17 protein-coding genes are annotated in these 20,153 nt (G+C 35.1%); 5 read left to right on the forward strand and 12 right to left on the reverse strand.

Going from position 1 to position 20,153, the window contains the following annotated elements; genetic code table 11:
• The first annotated feature begins 109 nt into the window (after positions 1–109).
• Complete coding sequence (splB, locus tag ACLTBU_RS07645; RefSeq protein WP_412218433.1) at positions 110–1,129, forward strand: spore photoproduct lyase; 1,020 nt, start codon at positions 110–112, stop codon at positions 1,127–1,129.
• A gap of 43 nt (positions 1,130–1,172) precedes the next feature.
• Here splB and aspD read toward each other — a convergent pair whose 3' ends face one another.
• The 9 genes from aspD to ACLTBU_RS07690 form a co-directional block, all read right to left on the reverse strand.
• On the reverse strand, positions 1,173–2,783 hold the full coding sequence (gene aspD / locus ACLTBU_RS07650) for an aspartate 4-decarboxylase (protein WP_249332474.1): 1,611 nt from the start codon (positions 2,781–2,783) through the stop codon (positions 1,173–1,175).
• Positions 2,784–2,947: 164 nt separating this feature from the next.
• Complete coding sequence (locus ACLTBU_RS07655) at positions 2,948–3,769, reverse strand: Mrp/NBP35 family ATP-binding protein (RefSeq protein ID WP_249332473.1); 822 nt, start codon at positions 3,767–3,769, stop codon at positions 2,948–2,950.
• Positions 3,770–3,852: 83 nt separating this feature from the next.
• Positions 3,853–4,224: a hypothetical protein gene (locus ACLTBU_RS07660; protein WP_412218436.1), complete on the reverse strand. Its 372-nt coding sequence runs from the start codon at positions 4,222–4,224 to the stop codon at positions 3,853–3,855.
• Positions 4,225–4,244: 20 nt separating this feature from the next.
• Entirely contained in the window at positions 4,245–4,700 is a 456-nt protein-coding gene (rnhA, locus tag ACLTBU_RS07665) for a ribonuclease HI (RefSeq protein ID WP_249332471.1), read from the reverse strand.
• 27 nt (positions 4,701–4,727) lie between these two features.
• Positions 4,728–6,071 (reverse strand): magnesium transporter, encoded by a 1,344-nt coding sequence (mgtE, locus tag ACLTBU_RS07670; RefSeq protein WP_249332470.1) that lies wholly within the window; start codon positions 6,069–6,071, stop codon positions 4,728–4,730.
• A 214-nt stretch (positions 6,072–6,285) separates the two neighbouring features.
• Positions 6,286–9,024: a calcium-translocating P-type ATPase, PMCA-type gene (locus tag ACLTBU_RS07675; RefSeq protein ID WP_249332469.1), complete on the reverse strand. Its 2,739-nt coding sequence runs from the start codon at positions 9,022–9,024 to the stop codon at positions 6,286–6,288.
• A 138-nt stretch (positions 9,025–9,162) separates the two neighbouring features.
• A complete protein-coding gene (gene ytaF / locus ACLTBU_RS07680; RefSeq protein ID WP_177672234.1) occupies positions 9,163–9,786 on the reverse strand; it encodes a sporulation membrane protein YtaF in 624 nt (207 codons plus the stop codon).
• A 40-nt stretch (positions 9,787–9,826) separates the two neighbouring features.
• On the reverse strand, positions 9,827–10,747 hold the full coding sequence (locus ACLTBU_RS07685; RefSeq protein WP_249332468.1) for a radical SAM protein: 921 nt from the start codon (positions 10,745–10,747) through the stop codon (positions 9,827–9,829).
• 106 nt (positions 10,748–10,853) lie between these two features.
• Positions 10,854–11,777 (reverse strand): prenyltransferase, encoded by a 924-nt coding sequence (locus tag ACLTBU_RS07690; RefSeq protein WP_249332467.1) that lies wholly within the window; start codon positions 11,775–11,777, stop codon positions 10,854–10,856.
• A 136-nt stretch (positions 11,778–11,913) separates the two neighbouring features.
• Between ACLTBU_RS07690 and ACLTBU_RS07695 the strand changes: the two genes are divergently transcribed.
• From ACLTBU_RS07695 to ACLTBU_RS07705, 3 genes are read left to right on the forward strand one after another with little or no spacing between them, the layout of a single operon-like run.
• Positions 11,914–12,834, forward strand: a complete 921-nt coding sequence (locus ACLTBU_RS07695) for an ABC transporter substrate-binding protein (protein WP_249332466.1) — start codon at positions 11,914–11,916, stop codon at positions 12,832–12,834.
• Positions 12,835–12,868: 34 nt separating this feature from the next.
• Positions 12,869–13,561, forward strand: coding sequence for an ABC transporter ATP-binding protein (locus ACLTBU_RS07700; protein WP_412218442.1), 693 nt, complete (start codon positions 12,869–12,871; stop codon positions 13,559–13,561).
• On the forward strand, positions 13,558–14,307 hold the full coding sequence (locus ACLTBU_RS07705) for an ABC transporter permease (RefSeq protein ID WP_249332464.1): 750 nt from the start codon (positions 13,558–13,560) through the stop codon (positions 14,305–14,307). The genes ACLTBU_RS07700 and ACLTBU_RS07705 overlap by 4 nt, the downstream gene beginning before the upstream one ends.
• A 135-nt stretch (positions 14,308–14,442) precedes the next feature.
• Here ACLTBU_RS07705 and ACLTBU_RS07710 read toward each other — a convergent pair whose 3' ends face one another.
• A complete protein-coding gene (locus tag ACLTBU_RS07710; RefSeq protein WP_412218516.1) occupies positions 14,443–14,565 on the reverse strand; it encodes a transporter associated domain-containing protein in 123 nt (40 codons plus the stop codon).
• 409 nt (positions 14,566–14,974) lie between these two features.
• Here ACLTBU_RS07710 and ACLTBU_RS07715 point away from each other — a divergent pair, with 409 nt between their 5' ends.
• Positions 14,975–16,609, forward strand: a complete 1,635-nt coding sequence (locus tag ACLTBU_RS07715; RefSeq protein WP_249332463.1) for a Na/Pi cotransporter family protein — start codon at positions 14,975–14,977, stop codon at positions 16,607–16,609.
• A gap of 65 nt (positions 16,610–16,674) precedes the next feature.
• Here ACLTBU_RS07715 and ACLTBU_RS07720 read toward each other — a convergent pair whose 3' ends face one another.
• Together ACLTBU_RS07720 and ACLTBU_RS07725 are read right to left on the reverse strand one after the other, a co-directional pair.
• On the reverse strand, positions 16,675–16,908 hold the full coding sequence (locus ACLTBU_RS07720; protein WP_177672241.1) for a hypothetical protein: 234 nt from the start codon (positions 16,906–16,908) through the stop codon (positions 16,675–16,677).
• 63 nt (positions 16,909–16,971) lie between these two features.
• Positions 16,972–19,899, reverse strand: a complete 2,928-nt coding sequence (locus tag ACLTBU_RS07725) for an insulinase family protein (protein ID WP_412218445.1) — start codon at positions 19,897–19,899, stop codon at positions 16,972–16,974.
• Positions 19,900–20,153 lie beyond the last annotated feature (254 nt).

Genomic DNA, 20,153 nt, shown 5'->3' on the forward strand with positions numbered 1-20,153 from the left:
CCTCCTCATTATGAGTCTTATTTTAAACGAAAGCCTTAAAGACGTCTACGTATAAAAATGCAACTCTTAGTTAATACTAATGGCAACTTATGCATCAAAGGAGTGTACTATGTTTAAACCTAAAAGAGTTATTTTTGAAAAGGGCGCTCTCAATTACCCCCTTGGTCAATCTCTTTATAAGCAGTTTAACGAGGCTCATCACGAAGTTATTATGCTCTCTTCTAACCGTGTTAAAAGTGCTATCCCTGGAGATGACCTTCCTTCTCAATATGAAAATGGTAAACAAACTCTAGTAGTAGGTATCAAAAAATCTTTAAAGTTTCAAAGCTGTAAACCTTCAGCTCACTATCAGCTTCCTCTTGTGAGTGGTTGTATGGGACAATGTGAGTACTGTTATCTCAATACCCAATTAGGCGATAAACCTTTCGTTAAAGTTCATGTTAATTTAGATGAAATACTCGATGCCGCTAAAAAATATATTTATGAACGCCTACCTGAAGTAACACTCTTTGAAGGTGCTGCAACTTCTGATCCTGTACCAGTAGATCCCTATACCCATGCCCTTGCGGACTGTATTACTTTTTTTGCACATGAAGAACATGCAAGGTTTCGCTTTGTGACTAAATACACAGATATAGACCACCTTCTATCACTTAACCATAAAGGTCATACTCAAATTCGTTTTAGCCTGAATACAGATACAGTCATTCATGCCTATGAGCATGGTACAGCAATGGCTGCTAAACGTATTGAAGCAAGTCAAAAATTAGCTATGGCTGGCTACCCCCTAGGGTTTATTATTGCGCCTGTTTTCCTTTATCCTAACTGGCAAGAAGAATATACCCAGCTCTTATCCTCGCTTAGCCAAAAAATGCCTTCTCATTTAAATGAACCCTTATTCTTTGAAGTGATTTCTCATCGTTATACGACTAAAGCTAAAAATCGTATTTTGCAAGTTTTTCCTGAAACCACTCTCCCTATGGATAATGAAACAAGACAATTTAAATATGGACAATTTGGCTATGGCAAATATATTTATCCAAAAGAAACGCTAACTGACCTAAAACATTTTTTTACAGAAAAAATCACTACTTTCTTTCCTCACGCCTCTATTCTTTATATTATTTAAAAAAGCTACCGTAGAAATTACGGTAGCTTTTTTAATTGATTGATTAATTGAGTGTTTCTTTCCAATGATTCATAATGCTACGAATAGCTTTTCCAATAATGAAGTAATCTTCATCATTTAAATTTGCTAAAGAAACTCTAACTGACCATTTTGAAGAAGCAAACCCATCTCCCGATAACAGAATAACATTATGACTATGTGCTAATTCATATAAGAAGTCCACACATTTATAAGCCTTATCCATATCCGTTGCATAGGTCATACCCCATTCTTCCTTAGCCCACTCATATAAGTCAATTTCTGTATAATAGCAAGCATCATGTGGATCCTGTACAAGATTACGCTGAAGTCCCTGGTAAAGAATATTTTTACGTCTTATACAAATTTCACGTGTCATTTCTTTATAACGATTCGCTTTATCTAATAGAGCAAATCCACAGAAGAATGCCATCTGAACTTGCTGTGGTGTCGAAAGACCAGCTGTATGATTCAGTGCTACTAATCTACTATCCGCTACAATACGGTCAATAAAAGTTACATCTTCTGCATGTCTCCCTAATGAAGTATAACGTTTCTCAAGTTCATCCTTGTCTTCTTGATTTAGATTGCAAATAAGTTCATCAAATACATTATCTTCATGGAGCATAATTGTTCCAAGTCTCCAACCCGTTACACCAAAGTACTTAGATAAAGAATAAATACAAAGTGTATTATAAGGTAAATCAGCAATAAGAGAGCGGAATCCTGGTACAAATGTACTATAAACATCATCTGTTACAACCATTAAATCGGGTCTGTCTTCTTTTACAATCTTAATAAAATCAGCTTTACTTGCATCACTCATAGCAATAGAAAGGGGATTATTAGGATTTACAATAAAGACTGCTTTAATAGACGAGTCTTTTAAGACCTCTAATGCTTCTTTTGTATATTGCATACTCTTAACACCATTCACTTCTAATGGTGTTGCTTTAATATAAACGACCTCAAAAGCATAATCTGGCAAGTGAGGAATTTCTAGATATGGTGTAAAAATTGGTGTCATTAAAGCAATTTTATCACCTTTATGAAGTAGATGATTATGTACAAGTGAGTCAAATAAGTAGCACATCCCAGCAGCGCCACCTTCTACACTGAAGATGTTAAATTGCCCTTCAATCTCTACCCCTTGGCACAGTTCTTGTAAAAGGTAATCGCGTACTACTTTTTCAATATGTATAAGACTTCTATCTGGGAATGGATAATGATCACCTATAATCCCATTAACAAGTTCATATACCCAAAAATCCCTATCAAAATTTAATTTTTTCACTCCATAATCTATAAACGCACTTAAAAAAGTTCTAACCTTTTCATCTTGGCAAGTTTCTAAAAACTGGTCTAGACGTTGTGCAATACCTTTACGTTTAGGCATACCTGCTAAATCTTCTTCTTTCCAAGTTCTTTGCGTTTCTAAAACAGCAAATTGTCCAAAAATAAAAAAGGCTTGTCTTGGAAGGGCGGCTGTCCAGTTAGGATTTCCTCTTCCTGCATCTAAAATAGGTTTTCTGTTCTCTTTTTTACTTTTGGCAATACTGATTAAAATTTCTTTAAATTCAAATCCACTTATTTTATTATAAAGGGATTCGACTTCTCGTCTAGTTAGACAAGTCATGATGTTCTCCTCCTAGTTAACTTGCTCGCATCCACGCTATAATTCATGCGTATTGATTCAATAAAATAAAAATAGGACAATAGTTTTCCTATTGTCCTAACTATCATACTCTATATTGACTCATAAAGCCATATCTATCTCATAAATTTTATATAAAATTTATATTAGGCATTTATAATCTTTTGAGTTGTTTTTTCTAACACATTTTGAACTTCTTCATTTGTAATAGGCATTACATTTTCGGATAAGCTACTGATTTCAGTCATCATAGGCAATTCCCCAAGAAGTTCTACATCCATATTACTTAAGAACTGATCCATACCTTCTTTGTTAAAGATTCTAATTTTCTTATCACAGTCTGGACATAAGACATAACTCATATTTTCAATAACACCAAGTACTGGAATATCAATTTTTCTAGCCATATTGATAGCTTTTGAAACAATCATAGATACCATATCTTGTGGTGTTGAAATCATAACAATGCCTGTCATTGGAATAGATTGCATCACTGTAAGTGCTACATCTCCTGTTCCTGGTGGCATATCAATCACTAAATAATCAAGTTCACCCCATAAAACATCTGTATAAAATTGTTTGACAGCACCTGCAATAACAGGCCCTCTCCAAATTACAGGTTGATTTTCATCTTCAATCAATAAGTTTAAAGACATAACTTTAATGCCTTCTTGTGTTGCAACAGGGTGAATGGTCTCACCTGTAGTCATAGCTTTCTCATCTTTAATATGAAGAAGTCTAGGTATACTTGGTCCTGTAATATCAGCATCCATGACACCTACTTTAAAACCTTTTTTATTTAAAGCTTTAGCAATAAGAACAGATAAAGTAGACTTACCAACGCCGCCCTTGCCACTCATAACACCAATGATTTTTTTAATTTTATTATTTGGATTATTTTGTACACCACAACTTGACTCACTTTTAGAACATGAACCATGTGATGGACAAGAACTACAATTTGACATATTTTCCCCTTTCTAACAATAACATTTATATATTTATTGTATGATTAATTATAGATCATGTCAAATTTTGCACATTTTTAATTCTACCAGTATAAATTTTCATCATCATCTATAATTTTTTTACGACACTCTTGGCAGCTATAATAGTCATCCACAACATAACGCACGACTTCATCTGGTACATTAAATAATACTCGTACTTTTTCTAAAACATCCTTACCTAAACATTTATCATGATAAATAATATACTGTCTGCTATTTGTGTTATAACTTACTCTGCCTATGGGCCAAAAATCATACTTTTCTCTATGTTCTTTCTCAAATTTATTTCTCCATACACGATCATGTCCTTCTGGGGGATTAAAGATTACCCCTTGTTGTTTCCCATCATGTCTTTCATACATGTGTGTAAGTATTTCATCTTCTGTACAAAAGAAAACCCCAATGTTAGCCATTTTCTAATTCCTCCTAAAGCCTATCTTAATGTTACTTCATCCATTCCTTTATTAGCTAAAGCATCTGCCCTGTTATTGCCTACATTATCAGAATGCCCTTTTACTTTAATAAAGGTGATATTCGTGAATTTCTGTTTTTCTTCATAAAGTCGCTGCCATAGTTCTTTATTTTCCACTGGTTCTTTTTTGGAAGTCACCCATCCTTTTTTCATCCAGTTATAAATCCAGTTCGTAATACCATTTAATACATAAGCACTATCTACCATTACTTCTACTGGAATATCATGTCTTTTTAAAGCTCTTAAGGCTTGTATGCAAGCAGTCAGCTCCATAATATTATTGGTTGTACCTTTTGTACCACCATAAAGTTCTTTTTCATTTCCTTTGTAAGTTAGATAAACACCCCATCCACCTACATTGTCTTCTCTACCGTTTCCTCTACAACCGCCATCACAGTAAATAATAATTTTATCCATATAAACTCCTTTTATGCTCCTTTTCTTCTAAACGAGATAGTGTATAAATAGTGTAGCAAGACCTAAGAAAAAGAAAAAGCCTAAGACATCTGTAAAAGTTGTCACAAATACTGAAGATGCAAGTGCTGGATCTACTTTAATTTTTTTCAGTACAATAGGTACGGTAAATCCAGAAAGTGTTGCTACAATCATATTCAGAACCATAGCAATACCTATAACAAGACCAAAGATTATATTACCTTCCCACATATAACCTAAAACAGCAATAATACATCCTATAGATATACCTGTAATGGTTCCAATACCAATTTCTTTAAATAAAACCTTTTTGATATGTTTATAGTCTAATTCACCTAAGGCTAGTCCTCTTACCATAACAGTAAGGGTCTGTGTCCCTGCATTACCACCCATACCTGCTACAATAGGCATAAAGGTAGCTAGCGAAACAACCTTTTCAATAGTTCCTTCAAATAAACCTACAATGGCTGATGCTAAAATAGCCGTTAATAAATTAACTAAAAGCCATGGCAATCTACTTCGCACAGATTCTTTTAAAGTACCATTGAGTTTTTCACCTTCACCTACACCACCTAGCTTGTGAATATCTTCTGTATTTTCATCACGCAAAATCTGCATCACATCATCTACAGTAACAATTCCTAAAAGTCTTCCTATATGATCTACAACAGGCATCGTTAAATACCCATACTTTTCAAACAAGTGTCCTACTTCTTCCTGATCCATATGATAAGGAATGCTTTCTACATTCGTCTGTATAATTTCTCTAATAGATGTTGTAAAAGCAGAACTTACTAAATCTTTTAAAGAAACAACGCCTTTAAGCCTGTCTAAGCTATCAATAACATAAAGGTTATAGGCATTGTCCATTTCTTCTTGATTAGCCTGAAGGTATCTTAGGGTCTCTTCTACATTCATATACTCTTTAATACAGATAAACTCTGTTGCCATAATACCCGCTGCAGTATCTGGTTCGTAACTTAAAAGTTGCCTTACTTTCCTCGCATCTTCTTCTGTCATTCTAGCTAAGAGTTTATTAGCCTGATCCTCATCTAAAATGCCTAATAAGTCTGTAAGTTCATCTGAAGACATGGCCTCCATAATGTTTTTTTGCTTATTCTCACTAAACTGCATGAGAAAATGATACTTTTCTTCTGTCTCAGCTTCGTCTATAATCTGAGCAATATAATTTTCAGGTAGACGCCCCAGTATATCTTGCGCATCTTCTTCATCATCTCTTAGAATATCTAAAATATCTACTGGATGTACATCTTCTATGTACTGCATCACCTTTGACTGTGGTGCATGTAATAGAAATTTTCTAAACTCTTCTTTATTCATATTCAATTTCATAGTGGATCCCCTCTCTTAGATGGGGAAGTCTCGTAATGGGGTATGACTAGCTTCTTCCCTATCTGGTAAACTTTCCATCTCTTGTTTATTTTGCCTCTGCTCATGCGAATCCATTCATACCACCTCCTTAACACCATAAAAAAGACTTTTTGTATTTCACAAAAAGTCTTTTAAGTTTCTCTATTTCTTACTTTTTATCATACCTAATGGTTTTTTATCTGTCAATAGATTGATGAAGTACTTTACTTGCTATTCTAAAGGCTAATTTAAGTACTTCATTAACAACGATAACAGAAAGACCTACTAATATAATTTTGCCCCACATATTAGCTGTTAGTGGTACAGCATTAAAGAATTTACCTACAAACTGTGTAATAAGAATCTGCAGGCACGCTGTTAAAGCAATGACCCTTAGGAACATCTTATTCTTTGTAAAGTTAGGGAATATACTTGCAATACCAAACTCTCTACAGTTAAAGGCATTAAAGAGCACTGAAAAAGCAAAAAGACTAAACAGTACAGTTTGCACTTCACTGGCATTGCCTATAACATGATTTAGATTTGCACCTAAGAAGTTTAGTTTAATTTGCAAATATAATACGATAGCAATATAAAGACTATTAAGTCCTATAGTTAAAATCATAAATTTATTAATAATACTTGCATTTCTTGACGTAGGTTTACGCTTCATCACCGATTCACGAATAGGTTCTAATCCTAATACAAGAGCAGGAGGCCCATCCATGATCAGGTTAATCCATAAGAGATGTATCGTAGTAAATGGCATATCATAACCCATAAGTTGACTCAGCACTGCAATAAGAAAGGCTATAACATTGACAGTAAGCTGAAACTGTATAAAACGTTGGAAGTTATTATAAATACCACGTCCCCATTTAATAGCTTGTACAATCGTACTAAAACTATCATCTGTTAGAATAATATCTGCTGCATTTTTACTTACTTCTGTCCCTGCAATCCCCATAGCTACACCTACATCTGCTTTAGTAAGAGCAGGGGCATCATTAATACCATCTCCTGTTACGGCTACAACCTCTCCATTTTTCTGAAGAGCTTGTACAATACGCATTTTAGTAGTTGGCTTAGAACGTGCTACAATACCAATGGTTTTAATTTCATCTGCTAATTGTTTATCATCTAATTGGTCAATATAAGTAGATTCAACTGCACGCATCTTAGATCCTTCACCAATCATACCCAGTTCCTTACCAATTGCCATAGCTGTCTGAATGTTATCTCCTGTAAGCATTTTCGTTTCAATGCCACCTTCTCTAGCTATAGCAATGGAATCTACAACACCTTCTCTAAGTGGATCATTAATACCTACAAAACCTTGGAATACAAGTTCTCTCTTCCAATCTGCTCTTGTTCGATAATCCTTAGGCTCTATACTTTCTTTATACCCAAAAGCTAATACACGCATAGCTTCTTTTTGAAGCTGACTCATTTCTCGTATAATCTCCTGTTTACGCGTCCCTGTTAAAGGTTTTATACTCCCCTCTATTAATTCATAACCGCATTGTTCAAGTATAACTTCAGGTGCGCCTTTAGAATAAAGTATATAATGGTTAGGGGTATGAATCATAGTGAGCATATATTTATTCTGAGAATTAAAAGGAACCTGTCTTACAATATCACTAATCTCTCTTGCTGTTTGATAATTAAAGTCTTTACAAAGACGAAGAAGCGCACATTCTGTAGCACTTCCTATATACTTAGGTTCTGGTGAGCTATAATCTACATCTGCTGTGCTATTAATCAAACAGTTATGTACAAAGTCTTTATGTTCACTTAGCTTAGATGGCTCGACATAATGTCCTTCAAGATATACTTTTGCTACTTGCATACGGTTCTGTGTTAATGTACCTGTTTTATCGCTACAGATTACACTTACACTTCCTATAGTTTCACACGCTTCTTTTTTACGTACTAAAGCATTAATTTTAGCCATCTGTTTCATAGTAATAGCAAGTGTAATATTAATCATAGTGGTTAAGCCTTCTGGCACAGCCGCTACAATCAAAGCTACACATACAACAAAGGCTGTTTTAATCTCTGGAAAGCATGCAGCCAGACCTTTCATAGAGTTTCTAAAAGCTTGTCCATTAGCAAGACTCATATGAATAGGTGCTTCCTGTATAATCTGTACAAGCATATAAACAAATAACATGCCTGCAACAGCTGTAGAAATTTGAGAAATCTTCTTTCCTAAGTTATCAAGTTTAATCTGAAGTGGTGTATCTTCCTCACGCTCTCCTAATTCCTTGGCAATACTTCCCATCTCAGTGTGGTCTCCTATAGCTGTTACAACCATAGTCGCTGTACCAAGAGCGATAAGTGTTCCCCCAAAAAGCATATTCTTCTGCTCTGCTAAATGGTCTGAACTCACCGTACACTCTTCCTTACGTACATCATCAGATTCACCTGTTAGCATATCCTCTCGTACTTTAAGCTCGACACTTTTTAAAATACGTCCATCTGCAGGAATCATGTCTCCTGTTTCTAGAAAAACAATATCTCCTACTACAACTTCACTTTTATGTATGACCTCTTTTTTTCCATCCCTTAGCACTTTTACACGTATATCCTCTGTCATTTGTGCGAGAGCTTCAGCCGCTTTTTTGGATTTATTTTCAGTTACTAGCCCTATCACACTCCCTATTAAAATAGCCAAACAAATCCCAATGGCATCATGATATTCTTTAATGAGCAGGCTAATACCCGCTGCAATAAGTAATATGATAATAAGTTGCTGTCCCAGTATTTCTTTAACTTCTTGAAGCAGACTAGCTTGTTTAGGCTTTGTAAATTCGTTTTTACCATATTCTCTAAGCCTATTATCTGCTTCTTTGTGTGTAAGTCCTTTCTCTTCCGATACTTTCAGCGACCTAAGTACACTTTCCTTTGGTTGCCTATAATACTTATTCTCCATAGTATCCTCCTCACTTTGACTTAAGTAATTTGTACTCTATTTATATGTACGCCTTGTCCATATTATTCCACTTAAACCTTAATCTAAAATACTTATCTTATTTGGGGCATTATAAAAAGGACTGCAAAGAGCAGTCCTTTAAAAAAGTTTCATAAAAGCTAGAATAATTAAGGTAATACCACTTAACCAGGAAATATTCCATTTAGTTGTTTGGGCAATATGTTCCCCTATACGAGCACCTAATAAAATAGAAAACAGCCCTATAAGGAGTGCTAAAATAAGTGTTTCTATATAATGAACTTCTACAAGACCACTTCCAAACCCTGCTGCAATACCATCCAAAGAGAGTACAATACCTAAAGAAAGTGCCTCTTTAATACTTAGTTCTTTAGAATGGTCCTGGTCAGCCCTTGTATTATCCATATAAATATCCAAGATAAAATGAAAATCCCAAAACTTAAATGTAATACCTTGTACATGGTTGGAATGCTTCTTTAGAAAATCTTTAATAAGTCCTTCACAAAATCTACTAATACCTAATAAAAATAAAAGTCCAAAACATAAAACGGTGGTCGCATAAGCTGGCAAGAGTGTACTAATAAGTGATCCCCCTGCCATAGAGATAAGTAAAATAAAAGCACTTACTATGCTTAAAGCCATAGCAGAACGTACAGGAATTTTAATACGATCTGCGCCATAGGCCAAACTTGCCACAAAAGCATCTATGGATAGAGCTATAACCAACAATAAAATTTCTATCATATTGATCACCTAATTTCTTTTCTCTATCTCTATTTATATGCTAGTTGGAAGAAAAAGGTTCTACACCCTCCTCATTGAAAGGTGGAATGAAACTTTCTTTATTCGTCTCTCCTTCCTGTATAAAGCCATTTTCAATGCCTATAGCTAAGGCATATTCCACCATATAATCATAATGCTTAGGACTTAAAGGACGATTCAGTTCTGGATACTTAGCTACATGCTTAAGAGGTGTATACTGATTCATTAAGCTAATGTAAACCTGATCCTTATAGGTGTTATACAGATACTCGACAATATGCTTAGAATCAAAAAGTAGTCCTGGCAACATAAGATGCCTTACAATAACCCCCTTTACCATCATCCCTGCCTCATTAAAACAAGCTGTTCCTACTTGTCTTACCATTTCCCCAATGGCTGCTTTGGCATAATCACCATAATGGGCAGCTCTTGAATACTTCTTACCATAGCTCGATTTAAAATACTTAAAATCCGGCAAATAAATATCTACGTACCCTTCAAGTCGTTTCAGTGTTTCTACTTTCTCATAACCACTTGTGTTATACACAATAGGCAGATGCAGTCCTTTTGTCCTAGCAAGTTTGATGGCTTCTATAATCTGAATGCTGTAGTGAGTGGGTGTAACAAAATTAATATTGTGTGCCCCCTTCGCCTGCAACTCCAAGCAAATATCTGCTAGTCGCTCTATAGATATAACTTTGCCTTTTCCCATTGTGCTAATCTCATAGTTTTGACAAAATACACACCCTAATGTGCAATGTGAAAAGAAAATAGTTCCTGAGCCTTTCTCTCCTGATAAGCAAGGCTCTTCCCAATGATGTAGGGCAGCCCTTGCAATCTCTACTTGTCCATCTGCCCTGCAAAAACCTAATTGTCCTTCTAAACGATTTACTCTGCATTCTCTTGGACATAATGTGCATTGTTTTAATAATGATTCATCCATCCCTTAGCTCTCCTTTTTTCAATCTCATCCGTTTCTCTTATTATATAAACATTTTCTTTCAGAGTAAAATAAAGTAAAACATAAAAAAGAGAGCCTAAGCCCTCTTTTAACGTAGGAAACCTTGTATCAATAAGCTTCCAATAAAGATTAAGTTAAATAGCCAATGTAAGTTGTTCGTATAAGGAATACCTAGTCCTTTAAAGCTTGCTACACATTTATAAGCTTTAAAAGCAAGTGGTAAAGTAAAGAATACTAATAAAGCAGGCAATGGGCAGATTCCTAATACAACATAAATAGCCGTTAAAACATATGCGCCAAACACAAGTGTTGCATAAAGTTTTTTACTCTTCTCACTCCCAATACGTACACTTAGTGTTCCAAGACTTAAGCCCTTATCACGTGTAAAATCACGCATTTCATTACTAATCATAAGTGCTGGAATGAAAAAACTTGGTGGCAATGCAATTAAAACAGGTGTCCATGAAAAGCCCATACCAAATGGGAAATACGCACCATATACCATTAAAGGTCCCATAAGCAAGAATGAAAGCGGAACACCTAATCCTCTACGTTTATAGACAAAAGGCTCCCCCGTATAAGCATACGAACCAATAATTCCTATAATCCCAATCCAAAACATCTGCATATTTGTTAGGAGAATGAGTAAGATTCCTATTACTGCAGCACCTGCAAAAGAGCCCATGCCACACATAAAGACAAGTATATCAAAATATGTACGTTCTACACCTAAAAACTTAATTTTTCTTCCTGAAGGCCTATGATATCTAAAAGAACCTTCAAAGTAATCATTGATAAAGTTCGCACCTAATTGAGCCAAAATCCCCGCCACTGTAATTAAAATAATTTTAAACCAATCAAGAGCAACTTGACTGTTAAATAAATAACCTTGATTGTAGGCTACAACAATTCCAAGTGTTGTAGAAGCTACTGCAAGGGTTAAAGAAAGCGGTCTTGACGCAATCCATACGTCCTTTATCAATACTTTAAAATAATTTAAATCTCTTTTCATCTTCTCACCTATATGTCCTTCTTTAAAGTCATTTTCTTATTATGACATAAATTTAAACATTGCACAACCTTATTTATGTATAGTACAATAAAGATTGTTTTTTATTTAACACTTTTTTAACATCGGAGGATATAACATGAAATGCAAGAAACTTGTTGCAACACTTACGCTCATCCCTACACTTATACTCGCTGGATGCAGTACTTCTTCTAACGCACCAGAAGAAACGCTCTCTCTTAAAATTGGTGTAATGCCTGCAGTAGATACTGCACCTATTTACCTTGCAGAAGAAAAAGGCTACTTTGATGAACTTGGTCTTGATCTTACTATCGAACTTTTTAACAATGCCGGTGATCGTCAGACAGCTCTTCAGACATATGCTATTGATGGCGCTATGACTGATCTTATTGCAGTTGCTACAAATATAAATGGTGGATTCGACCTTAAAGCTACAACACTTACAGATGGTGTATTCCCTGTACTTGTTCGAGCAGGTTATGAAGAAACTCCTGAAATTAAAGTAGCTATGATGGAAGTATCTGTTTCTAACTTCCTTATTGATGAATGGTTAGGTGATGACTATACCATTGAAAAAGTATTTATTAATGATATCCCAGCCCGTCTTGAAATGATTAAATCTGGTCAGGTAGATATGGGACTGTTCCCAGAACCAATGGCTTCTAACGGCGCAGCAAATGGGGCTCTTGAAAAAAGAATTTATACACCTGAAGATGGTATTTGTCCTAATGTTATGGCCTTTACAGACAAAGCTTTAACAGAAAAAGAAGAAGCTATTGCACGTTTCCATGAAGGCTATAATAAAGCTGCTCAGGACCTTATGGAAAATCCAGATGAAGCACGTACACTTCTTATCGAAAAACTTAACCTTAATCCAGCTATTCAAGATGATATCATCCTACCAACTTATAGCTTAGCACACTTACCAGAAGAAGCTTATATTCAAAAAATAATGGATTGGTCTAGTGAAACACTTAACCAAGAACTTAACCTCGTTCCAAGTAACCTTATTGAAGGAAAATTTGTAAATAATGATTAATATCTATAACCTCTCCTTCTCCTATGAAGGGGAGGTGGTTCTAAATCACCTTCATTTAACTATTCCTAAGCACTCTACTTGTGCTATTATTGGTCCTTCTGGATGTGGTAAAACAACGCTCCTTATGCTTTTAGCTGGTCTTTATAAACCCGAAGCAGGATCGCTTCTTATTAATCAAACACCATTAGCTGGTATTCGCCAAAGTACAGGCCTCATTTTGCAAGACTTAGGTCTTCTACCTTGGAAAACAGTGTATGATAACGTGGCTCTAGCACTTGTTCCCTTTAAACTTTCTCATGAGCAAAAACATAAAAAAATAATAGAAGTTCTTAATCAACTAGGACTTACAAAGTACCAAAATAAGTATCCTCATCAGCTTAGTGGTGGGCAAAAGCAACGCTGTAGTATTGCTCGAACACTTGTACGTGAACCTGATTTACTCTTATTAGATGAAGCAACTTCAGCTTTAGATGATCTTAATAAAGAACATCTGCAAGAACTTATTTTATCACTTTATCACCATAAGCCTACTACACTTGTACTCATTACTCATAATATTGAAGAAGCTGTTCTGCTTGGTAAACAAATTGTTATTATGGACAAAGGACAAATTAAAACAGTTCTAGAGAATCCATTCTTTGGCGATCTAAAAGCTAAAGAAACGCTTGCTTTTTATGAACAAGTGCTTCAAATTCGCAAGCTCCTTAAAGAGGAGGTCTCATCATGACTCGTTTTAAAAAACTGGTTACTCGTCCTACTTTATATGGTCTTTTAAGCATTCTATTTCTATGGCAAGTTTTAAGTTTATGTGTAAACTCTAATGTTATACCTGCACCGCTTGAAGCCATTACCAAATTTTTTGTACTCCTTCCAACTGAACTGTGGCGCCACCTCATTACAAGTTTATACCGAATGCTCCTTGCACTTGTGATTTCTCTCATGATTGCAGTACCTTTAGGGATTTTGTGTGGGCTTTATACGTTACCAGACCGGTTACTTTCTCCTATTACGTATATTTTGTATCCTCTTCCTAAGGTTGCTTTTCTACCTATTTTTATGATTTTCTTTGGTATAGGGGATGCCTCTAAAGTTATACTGATGGTCTCTATTATGATTTTTCAAGTATTTCTTGCTGTCCGTGATGGCGTAAAAGAAATTCCTTATACTTTATTTCAGTCTATGAAAAGTTTAGGGCTTAGTCCTTACGATCAGTTTAAACACCTTGTATTTCCAGCTATTCTCCCTAAACTTTTTTCAGCTTTAAGAGTCAGTCTAGGTGTTGCTATTGCAACTTTATTTTTTGCTGAAAATTATGCTACTACTTATGGTATTGGTTACCTCGTTATGAATGCCTGGTCTATGGTAGACTACCCTAAAATGTTTGCAGGTATTATTGCTCTTAGTCTTATGGGTTTTGTCCTCTTTAAACTCATTGATCTTATAGAATTAAAATGCTGTCCATGGACACAATAAAGGAGCTTGCTTAAAGAAGCTCCTTTATTTATGTTAAGACCTTGCAAATAGTCACTTTCTTAATACGTTTTTATCTACTTCTAAAATACTTAGCTCATAGCCTTCCTTAAGCGCTAGTTTAATTCTACTATCTTTTTAAGAAATCCTACCAATCTCTTTAATAATAAAACCCCCTATTGTCTCACAGTCTTCTCCCTTAAACAAATCAACATCTAATAGCCTCTCAACCTCTTCAATAGATACACTTTCATCGAGAATCTAAACATCTTCTGCAAGCTTTTCAATTTTAACAGCCTCTAGGTCCTATTTATCCTGGATATTCCCCTCAATCACTTCAAGTAAATCTACAAATTTTTCTGCTGCTATTGCTGAGGTAAGGAGACCTGATAAAGTTACACCTACTTGTATGGTAGCTAAAAAGTTAACAGTGCACTTATAATAGGAATAAGAAGCTGGGCCTCTTTACTACCTTTCTCAGCTTGTTTTTTTATATAAATAGATTTTTTATATTTATTGAAAAATAATATAAATTAAAGCTTATTTATAAAAGCTACACAAAAACTGCTTATTCAAGCCTAAAATGACTTAAAAAGCTATTTGTACTAAATTTTCATTCCTATTAAACTAGGTAACATGGAATCATTATAATCTATAGGGAGGATTTTTAATGAAAATCACAGATTTTATGTTACTACTTGGAGGACTTGGACTCTTTCTTTATGGCATGAAAATGATGAGCGAAGGACTAGAAACTGCTGCTGGAAATAAACTAAAAGGTATCTTAGAAAAACTAACCTCTAATCGGTTTCTAGGCGTTTTTGTAGGTATGGTTATTACAGCTCTTATTCAGAGTTCTTCTGCAACTACTGTTATGGTTGTAGGTTTTGTTAACTCTGGACTCATGACCTTAAATCAGGCTGTATGGGTTATTATGGGTGCTAATATTGGTACGACTATTACAGGGCAACTTATTGCACTAGATATTGGTGCATTAGCCCCGCTTATTGCCTTTATAGGTGTTATGATTATCTTATTTTTTAAATCTAAACGTACCAGATGCATTGGTGAAATCATTGCGGGCTTGGGGATTCTCTTTATTGGTATGGATTTTATGGGGAATGCCATGGTACCACTTCGTGACTCTACCTTCTTTATTAAAATGATGACCAGCTTCTCAAATCCTCTATTTGGTATAGCTGCTGGTGCACTCTTTACCGCGCTTATTCAAAGTTCCTCTGCTTCTATTGGTATTTTACAAACGCTTGCTTCAAGTGGGCTTATTGGTCTAAACAGCAGTATTTATATTTTATTTGGGCAAAATATCGGTACATGTATTACGGCTATCATTGCTTCTATCGGCACCAATCATAACGCTAAACGTACTACTATTATTCATTTGCTCTTTAATATTATTGGTACACTTCTTTTTGTGACTATTGCTTTAACTTTACCTTTTACAGATTGGGTAGCACACTTTACGCCAAATTCACCTGCTGCACAAATTGCCAATGTCCATACTCTCTTTAATATTACAACAACCCTACTCCTTTTACCTTTTGGTAATCTTCTTGCTGCTATTGCAAGGAAACTTCTTCCTGGAGAAGATTTAAGTGAGCCAGAAATGCAGCTTGAATTTGTTAAACCTTATCAAATTGGTTCAACTGCCATTGCTCTTTCTCAGCTTTGCAAAGAAGTTCATCGCATGTTCAAATTAGCTACGCAAAATGTTACTTTAGCTTTCGATGCAGTAGCTAAAAATAGCATAGACGAGCTCAATCTAGTCTATAAGAATGAACACTATCTAGATTATTTAAATATGGAAATCATTCGCTATATCAGCAAAATTTCCGCAACAGATATGCCTCTTGCAGATGCCAAGATGTTAAATGCTTTATTTAAAATTACAGGAGATATTGAACGTATTGGAGACCATGCCTTAAATATTGCCCAATACGAAGAGCGTATACATAATGAAAACCTTACCTTATCTGAACCTACACTTAAGGAACTTCAACAAATGCGTCTCCTCATTCTAGACACTTTCCATCAAATTGCCTCTAACCATCCTACTCATAGAGTCGAAACTCTAGATTATGTACTCTACTCCGAAGAGACCATTGATAAAATGAATCAAAGTTTTAGACAAAATCAAATTGAGCGTCTTCATCTAAGTTCCTGTTCCCCTGAAGCTTGTGTGCTTTATAGCGAAATGCTTATTGATATTGAACGTATTTCAGACCACTTACTTAACATTGCCCAGACCTGCTATCAAGCAGAGCTCTATCTTACAGATACTCTCTAACAGCTCTTAAATAAAGAAAAGCTGATGCACCTCCTTCTTTAAGGCTATGCATCAGCTTTTTAAGTTTATCTTAGTGCACCTTTACTACGTAAGTAAGCACCTAACTTTTGCTTTTTAACATTTACAAAAGCTTCATTATAATCATTTGTACTATAGTTAATAAGCCCACAACTTCTGGCACTTTTAAGAATTTCACGTACTTCTTCTCTAGGAAGGCGTACTTTTTTAGCAAGTTGCATCATATCTGGACATCCGAAATAAAATAATTTAAGAACATCTAGTGCTTTTTGATTCGTCATGATTTTACCTCTATCTTCTGTTAATCTTTTCTCATTTTAGCATATCTTAAGTAAATGTAAAGCCTATATACTCCTAATTTCCTTAAAGAGGCCTGCTTCTTCCATTATTTTGGCTTTATTGCCTATAACACATAAAGCCTGCTTTGCCATAACAGCCTCAAACATTTTACCTAGAGCACGAATATCCTCTAAAGTTGCCTCAAGTACTTGATCACGCTCTCTTTGTAACTTTTCATACTCGACTTGGCACAAGCTATAAATCAGTGCTCGTTCACTCTTTTGCTCCATAGTAAGTGGCATATCTAACCCACCTATCGTACCAATCTTATATTTTTCTAGTTCATCTTCTTCTAGGACTAAGGTTTCAAGATAATGCCCAATACCTTTAAAGATTTCTAATGTTTCACCAAGTCCTGGATCACAATAAGACGAAAGTACCATATTACCATCTCGGCTAAGCATCATACTCGCACCATAAGCACCTCCTTGAAGACGTACTTTATCCCAAAGATACGTACTGTCTAAAATATGACTTGCTATATGAAGTGCCCCATGGAAAGTGTACCCTAGCTGTTTAAAGTTAAATCCGCTCACAATAGCTTGCACACTACTTGAAGTTACATAGGCTTCATTTCGAATGGTTCTTTCAAAAGTATAAGTTGCTTTTTTAGACTCTATACTTGGCAGCGCTTTTACAAAATCTTCAAGTTTCCCTTTTAACATTTCATACTCATATTCTTCTGCTGTTACACTGATTTTAAGAGCTTTTCTTTGCATAATGCTATGATAAAGCTGTGTAAGCGTATCCATAAGCTTCTCACAACAGATATCAAAGTTTTCATACTGTTCTTTTAGGAATACATAGTATACCATACCTGATACATGATCTTCATAGAGTGCTGCATCTGAAAAATAAGTATAGAGTCTTCTAGTCGCTCTATACTCTGGTGAACTTGTAAAGCTTCTTTCAATCTCATACTTCATCATACCTATAATTTCTTTGATCTTATCCTTTTCACTAAAGATACTATTTAATGTAATCTCCTTCAGTAGATCAGGAAGTACAGGCAATTTCTCATTTAAAACTTTGCATGAAATCTTAAAGTATGGCTTATAAGAACAAGTGTCCTCATAATGCGCATAAGCATTAACAGAACAGTTCAGACCACCTGTTTGCTTGTTAATTTCATTTTCAAGGGCATTATACGTATAATGCTTTGTACTTACATAAGTAAGAAGATTAGCAAGCAAGCCTAAATAGGGTAGTTGCTCCTGCTTAACATGAGATGTATCGAAAAGAAAATGGAGATAACTAATAGGCCCTGTATATTCTGGATTAAAATAAAGTATAGCATCTTCTAACTGCACCTCTTTAATCACTACTTGAGATACTTTACGCTTTAAATCTCTCGCACTTAAATGAGGGAGTAGGGCTAAAGCTTCTTTAGTATTCGGTTCATCTTGTTCTGCATCTAATTTAGCATTCATTTCAATAAGTGCCTCTAGGTCTTCTTCTGATAAAGTTTCCCTATAAGCTTCAAGTTGTTTTGTAAGCCTTTCTTCTTCCTCTCCCTCAAGTGTATAACTTGGCTCTAATATGATAAAAGCATAATGAGGATTATCTAGAAAATACTGCTTAATTAAGCTTTCAAAATACCCCTTATCTTTTTGCTCTTGTATATGCTGGAGATGCTTTTTATAAGTTAAATGTCTAAAAGGATGTTGGTCATACAGCACACTCATTTGTACTTCTTCACTATAAATAACGCCTTTTGCCTCCCAAGGTGTGTCACCTTCTTGAAGACCAAAGCTGACAACCGATAGGGCTGCATCTATCAGGTCTTTTTCTATGCCTTCTGTTACAAGTCTATGCAGCACCTCAAATACAGTTTTTTTAAACATCTCTGCATGCTCACTCTTACTTCCATTTAATACAATAGAAAAAGTAGGTTGTCTCTTTCCTGTATCATAACCAGCCTCTTCAAGTGTTTGCCCTAAGCCTTTCTCACTGATGAGCTCCTTTGTTAAAGGAGAAGCTGAACTTTTTAGTAACATATGCTCAAGTATTTCAAAAGCAATACGTGTCTCCACATCTTCAATCTCTTTTGTCACAAAACTTAAACAGCATATGGTCTTATCTTCTATACACTCTTCTTCTGTAATAGGATAATAAGTATTTACCTTCTTAGGCTTTTTGAACGTTTCTTGAAGAGGAATTGACATAGAAACCTTGCTAGTTGAAAAATCCTTTAAACACTTTTCATCTAATAAGGCAAGCTGTTTCATTAAATCCCCATCCCCATATAAGAACAAAGTACAATTAGCCGGCTTATAATGCTGGTCATAAAAGGCTAAAAAAGCCTCTCTTGTTAAATGCGTAATAGCCTCTGGCTTCCCACCTGAATCATAACGGTAACATGTATCAGGAAAAAGTGCTTCATGAATAGCAGCTTCCAGTCTTGTAGAAGGCTCTGCATAATCCCCCTTCATTTCATTGTAGACAATACCATTATAGGTAATAGCCTCTGATACATCTTCTAAAACATAATGCCATCCTTCTTGTTTAAAAATAGATTCACGCTCTTTAATTAAAGGATGGAAAACTAAATCCATATAAACTTCCATAAGATTAAGTAGGTCTTTTTCATTTTGACTTGCACAGTAATACATGGTCATATCTTTATATGTACACGCATTTAAACTGGTGTTCAAAGACCCTTTATCCATCTCTATGAAGGTATCCTTAAGAGGATATTTTTGTGATGCACAACACACAGCATGCTCAATTATATGCGCAACCCCGCTATGATCTTTTGGTAAAGTCTTAAAAGACATGGTAAATACTTTATTCGTATCTGGCGTCTCAAGTTGAATCAGCCTTGCTCCACTTTGAAGATGCTCAAAAATACGCCCTTTACCTTCTATTTCTTCAATATTCTTTTCTTCTATTAATTTAAAACCATAATAAATTTGGTTACATTCTAAATTCATTCTTCTATCCTTTCTAGGTAATACCTCTATTTGTCTATTATAACGTACTCCTAAGCAGTTTAAAAGGTAAGTCTTATTACCAAAAACATCAGAAATCATTATAATATTCAACACACTGAAATAAAAGGGGATATATCTATGGCGATACTTGAAAACATCCAAAAATTTTTGCTCATTCTAAGAAACTCTCTAGCAGCAAAAAGATATGCGTATATAAAACGTTCATATGGCTCAAATGACTGTTACAGACTCTA

Source organism: Zhenhengia sp. (assembly GCF_046966505.1).
Taxonomy (GTDB): domain Bacteria; phylum Bacillota; class Clostridia; order Lachnospirales; family Cellulosilyticaceae; genus Zhenhengia; species Zhenhengia yiwuensis.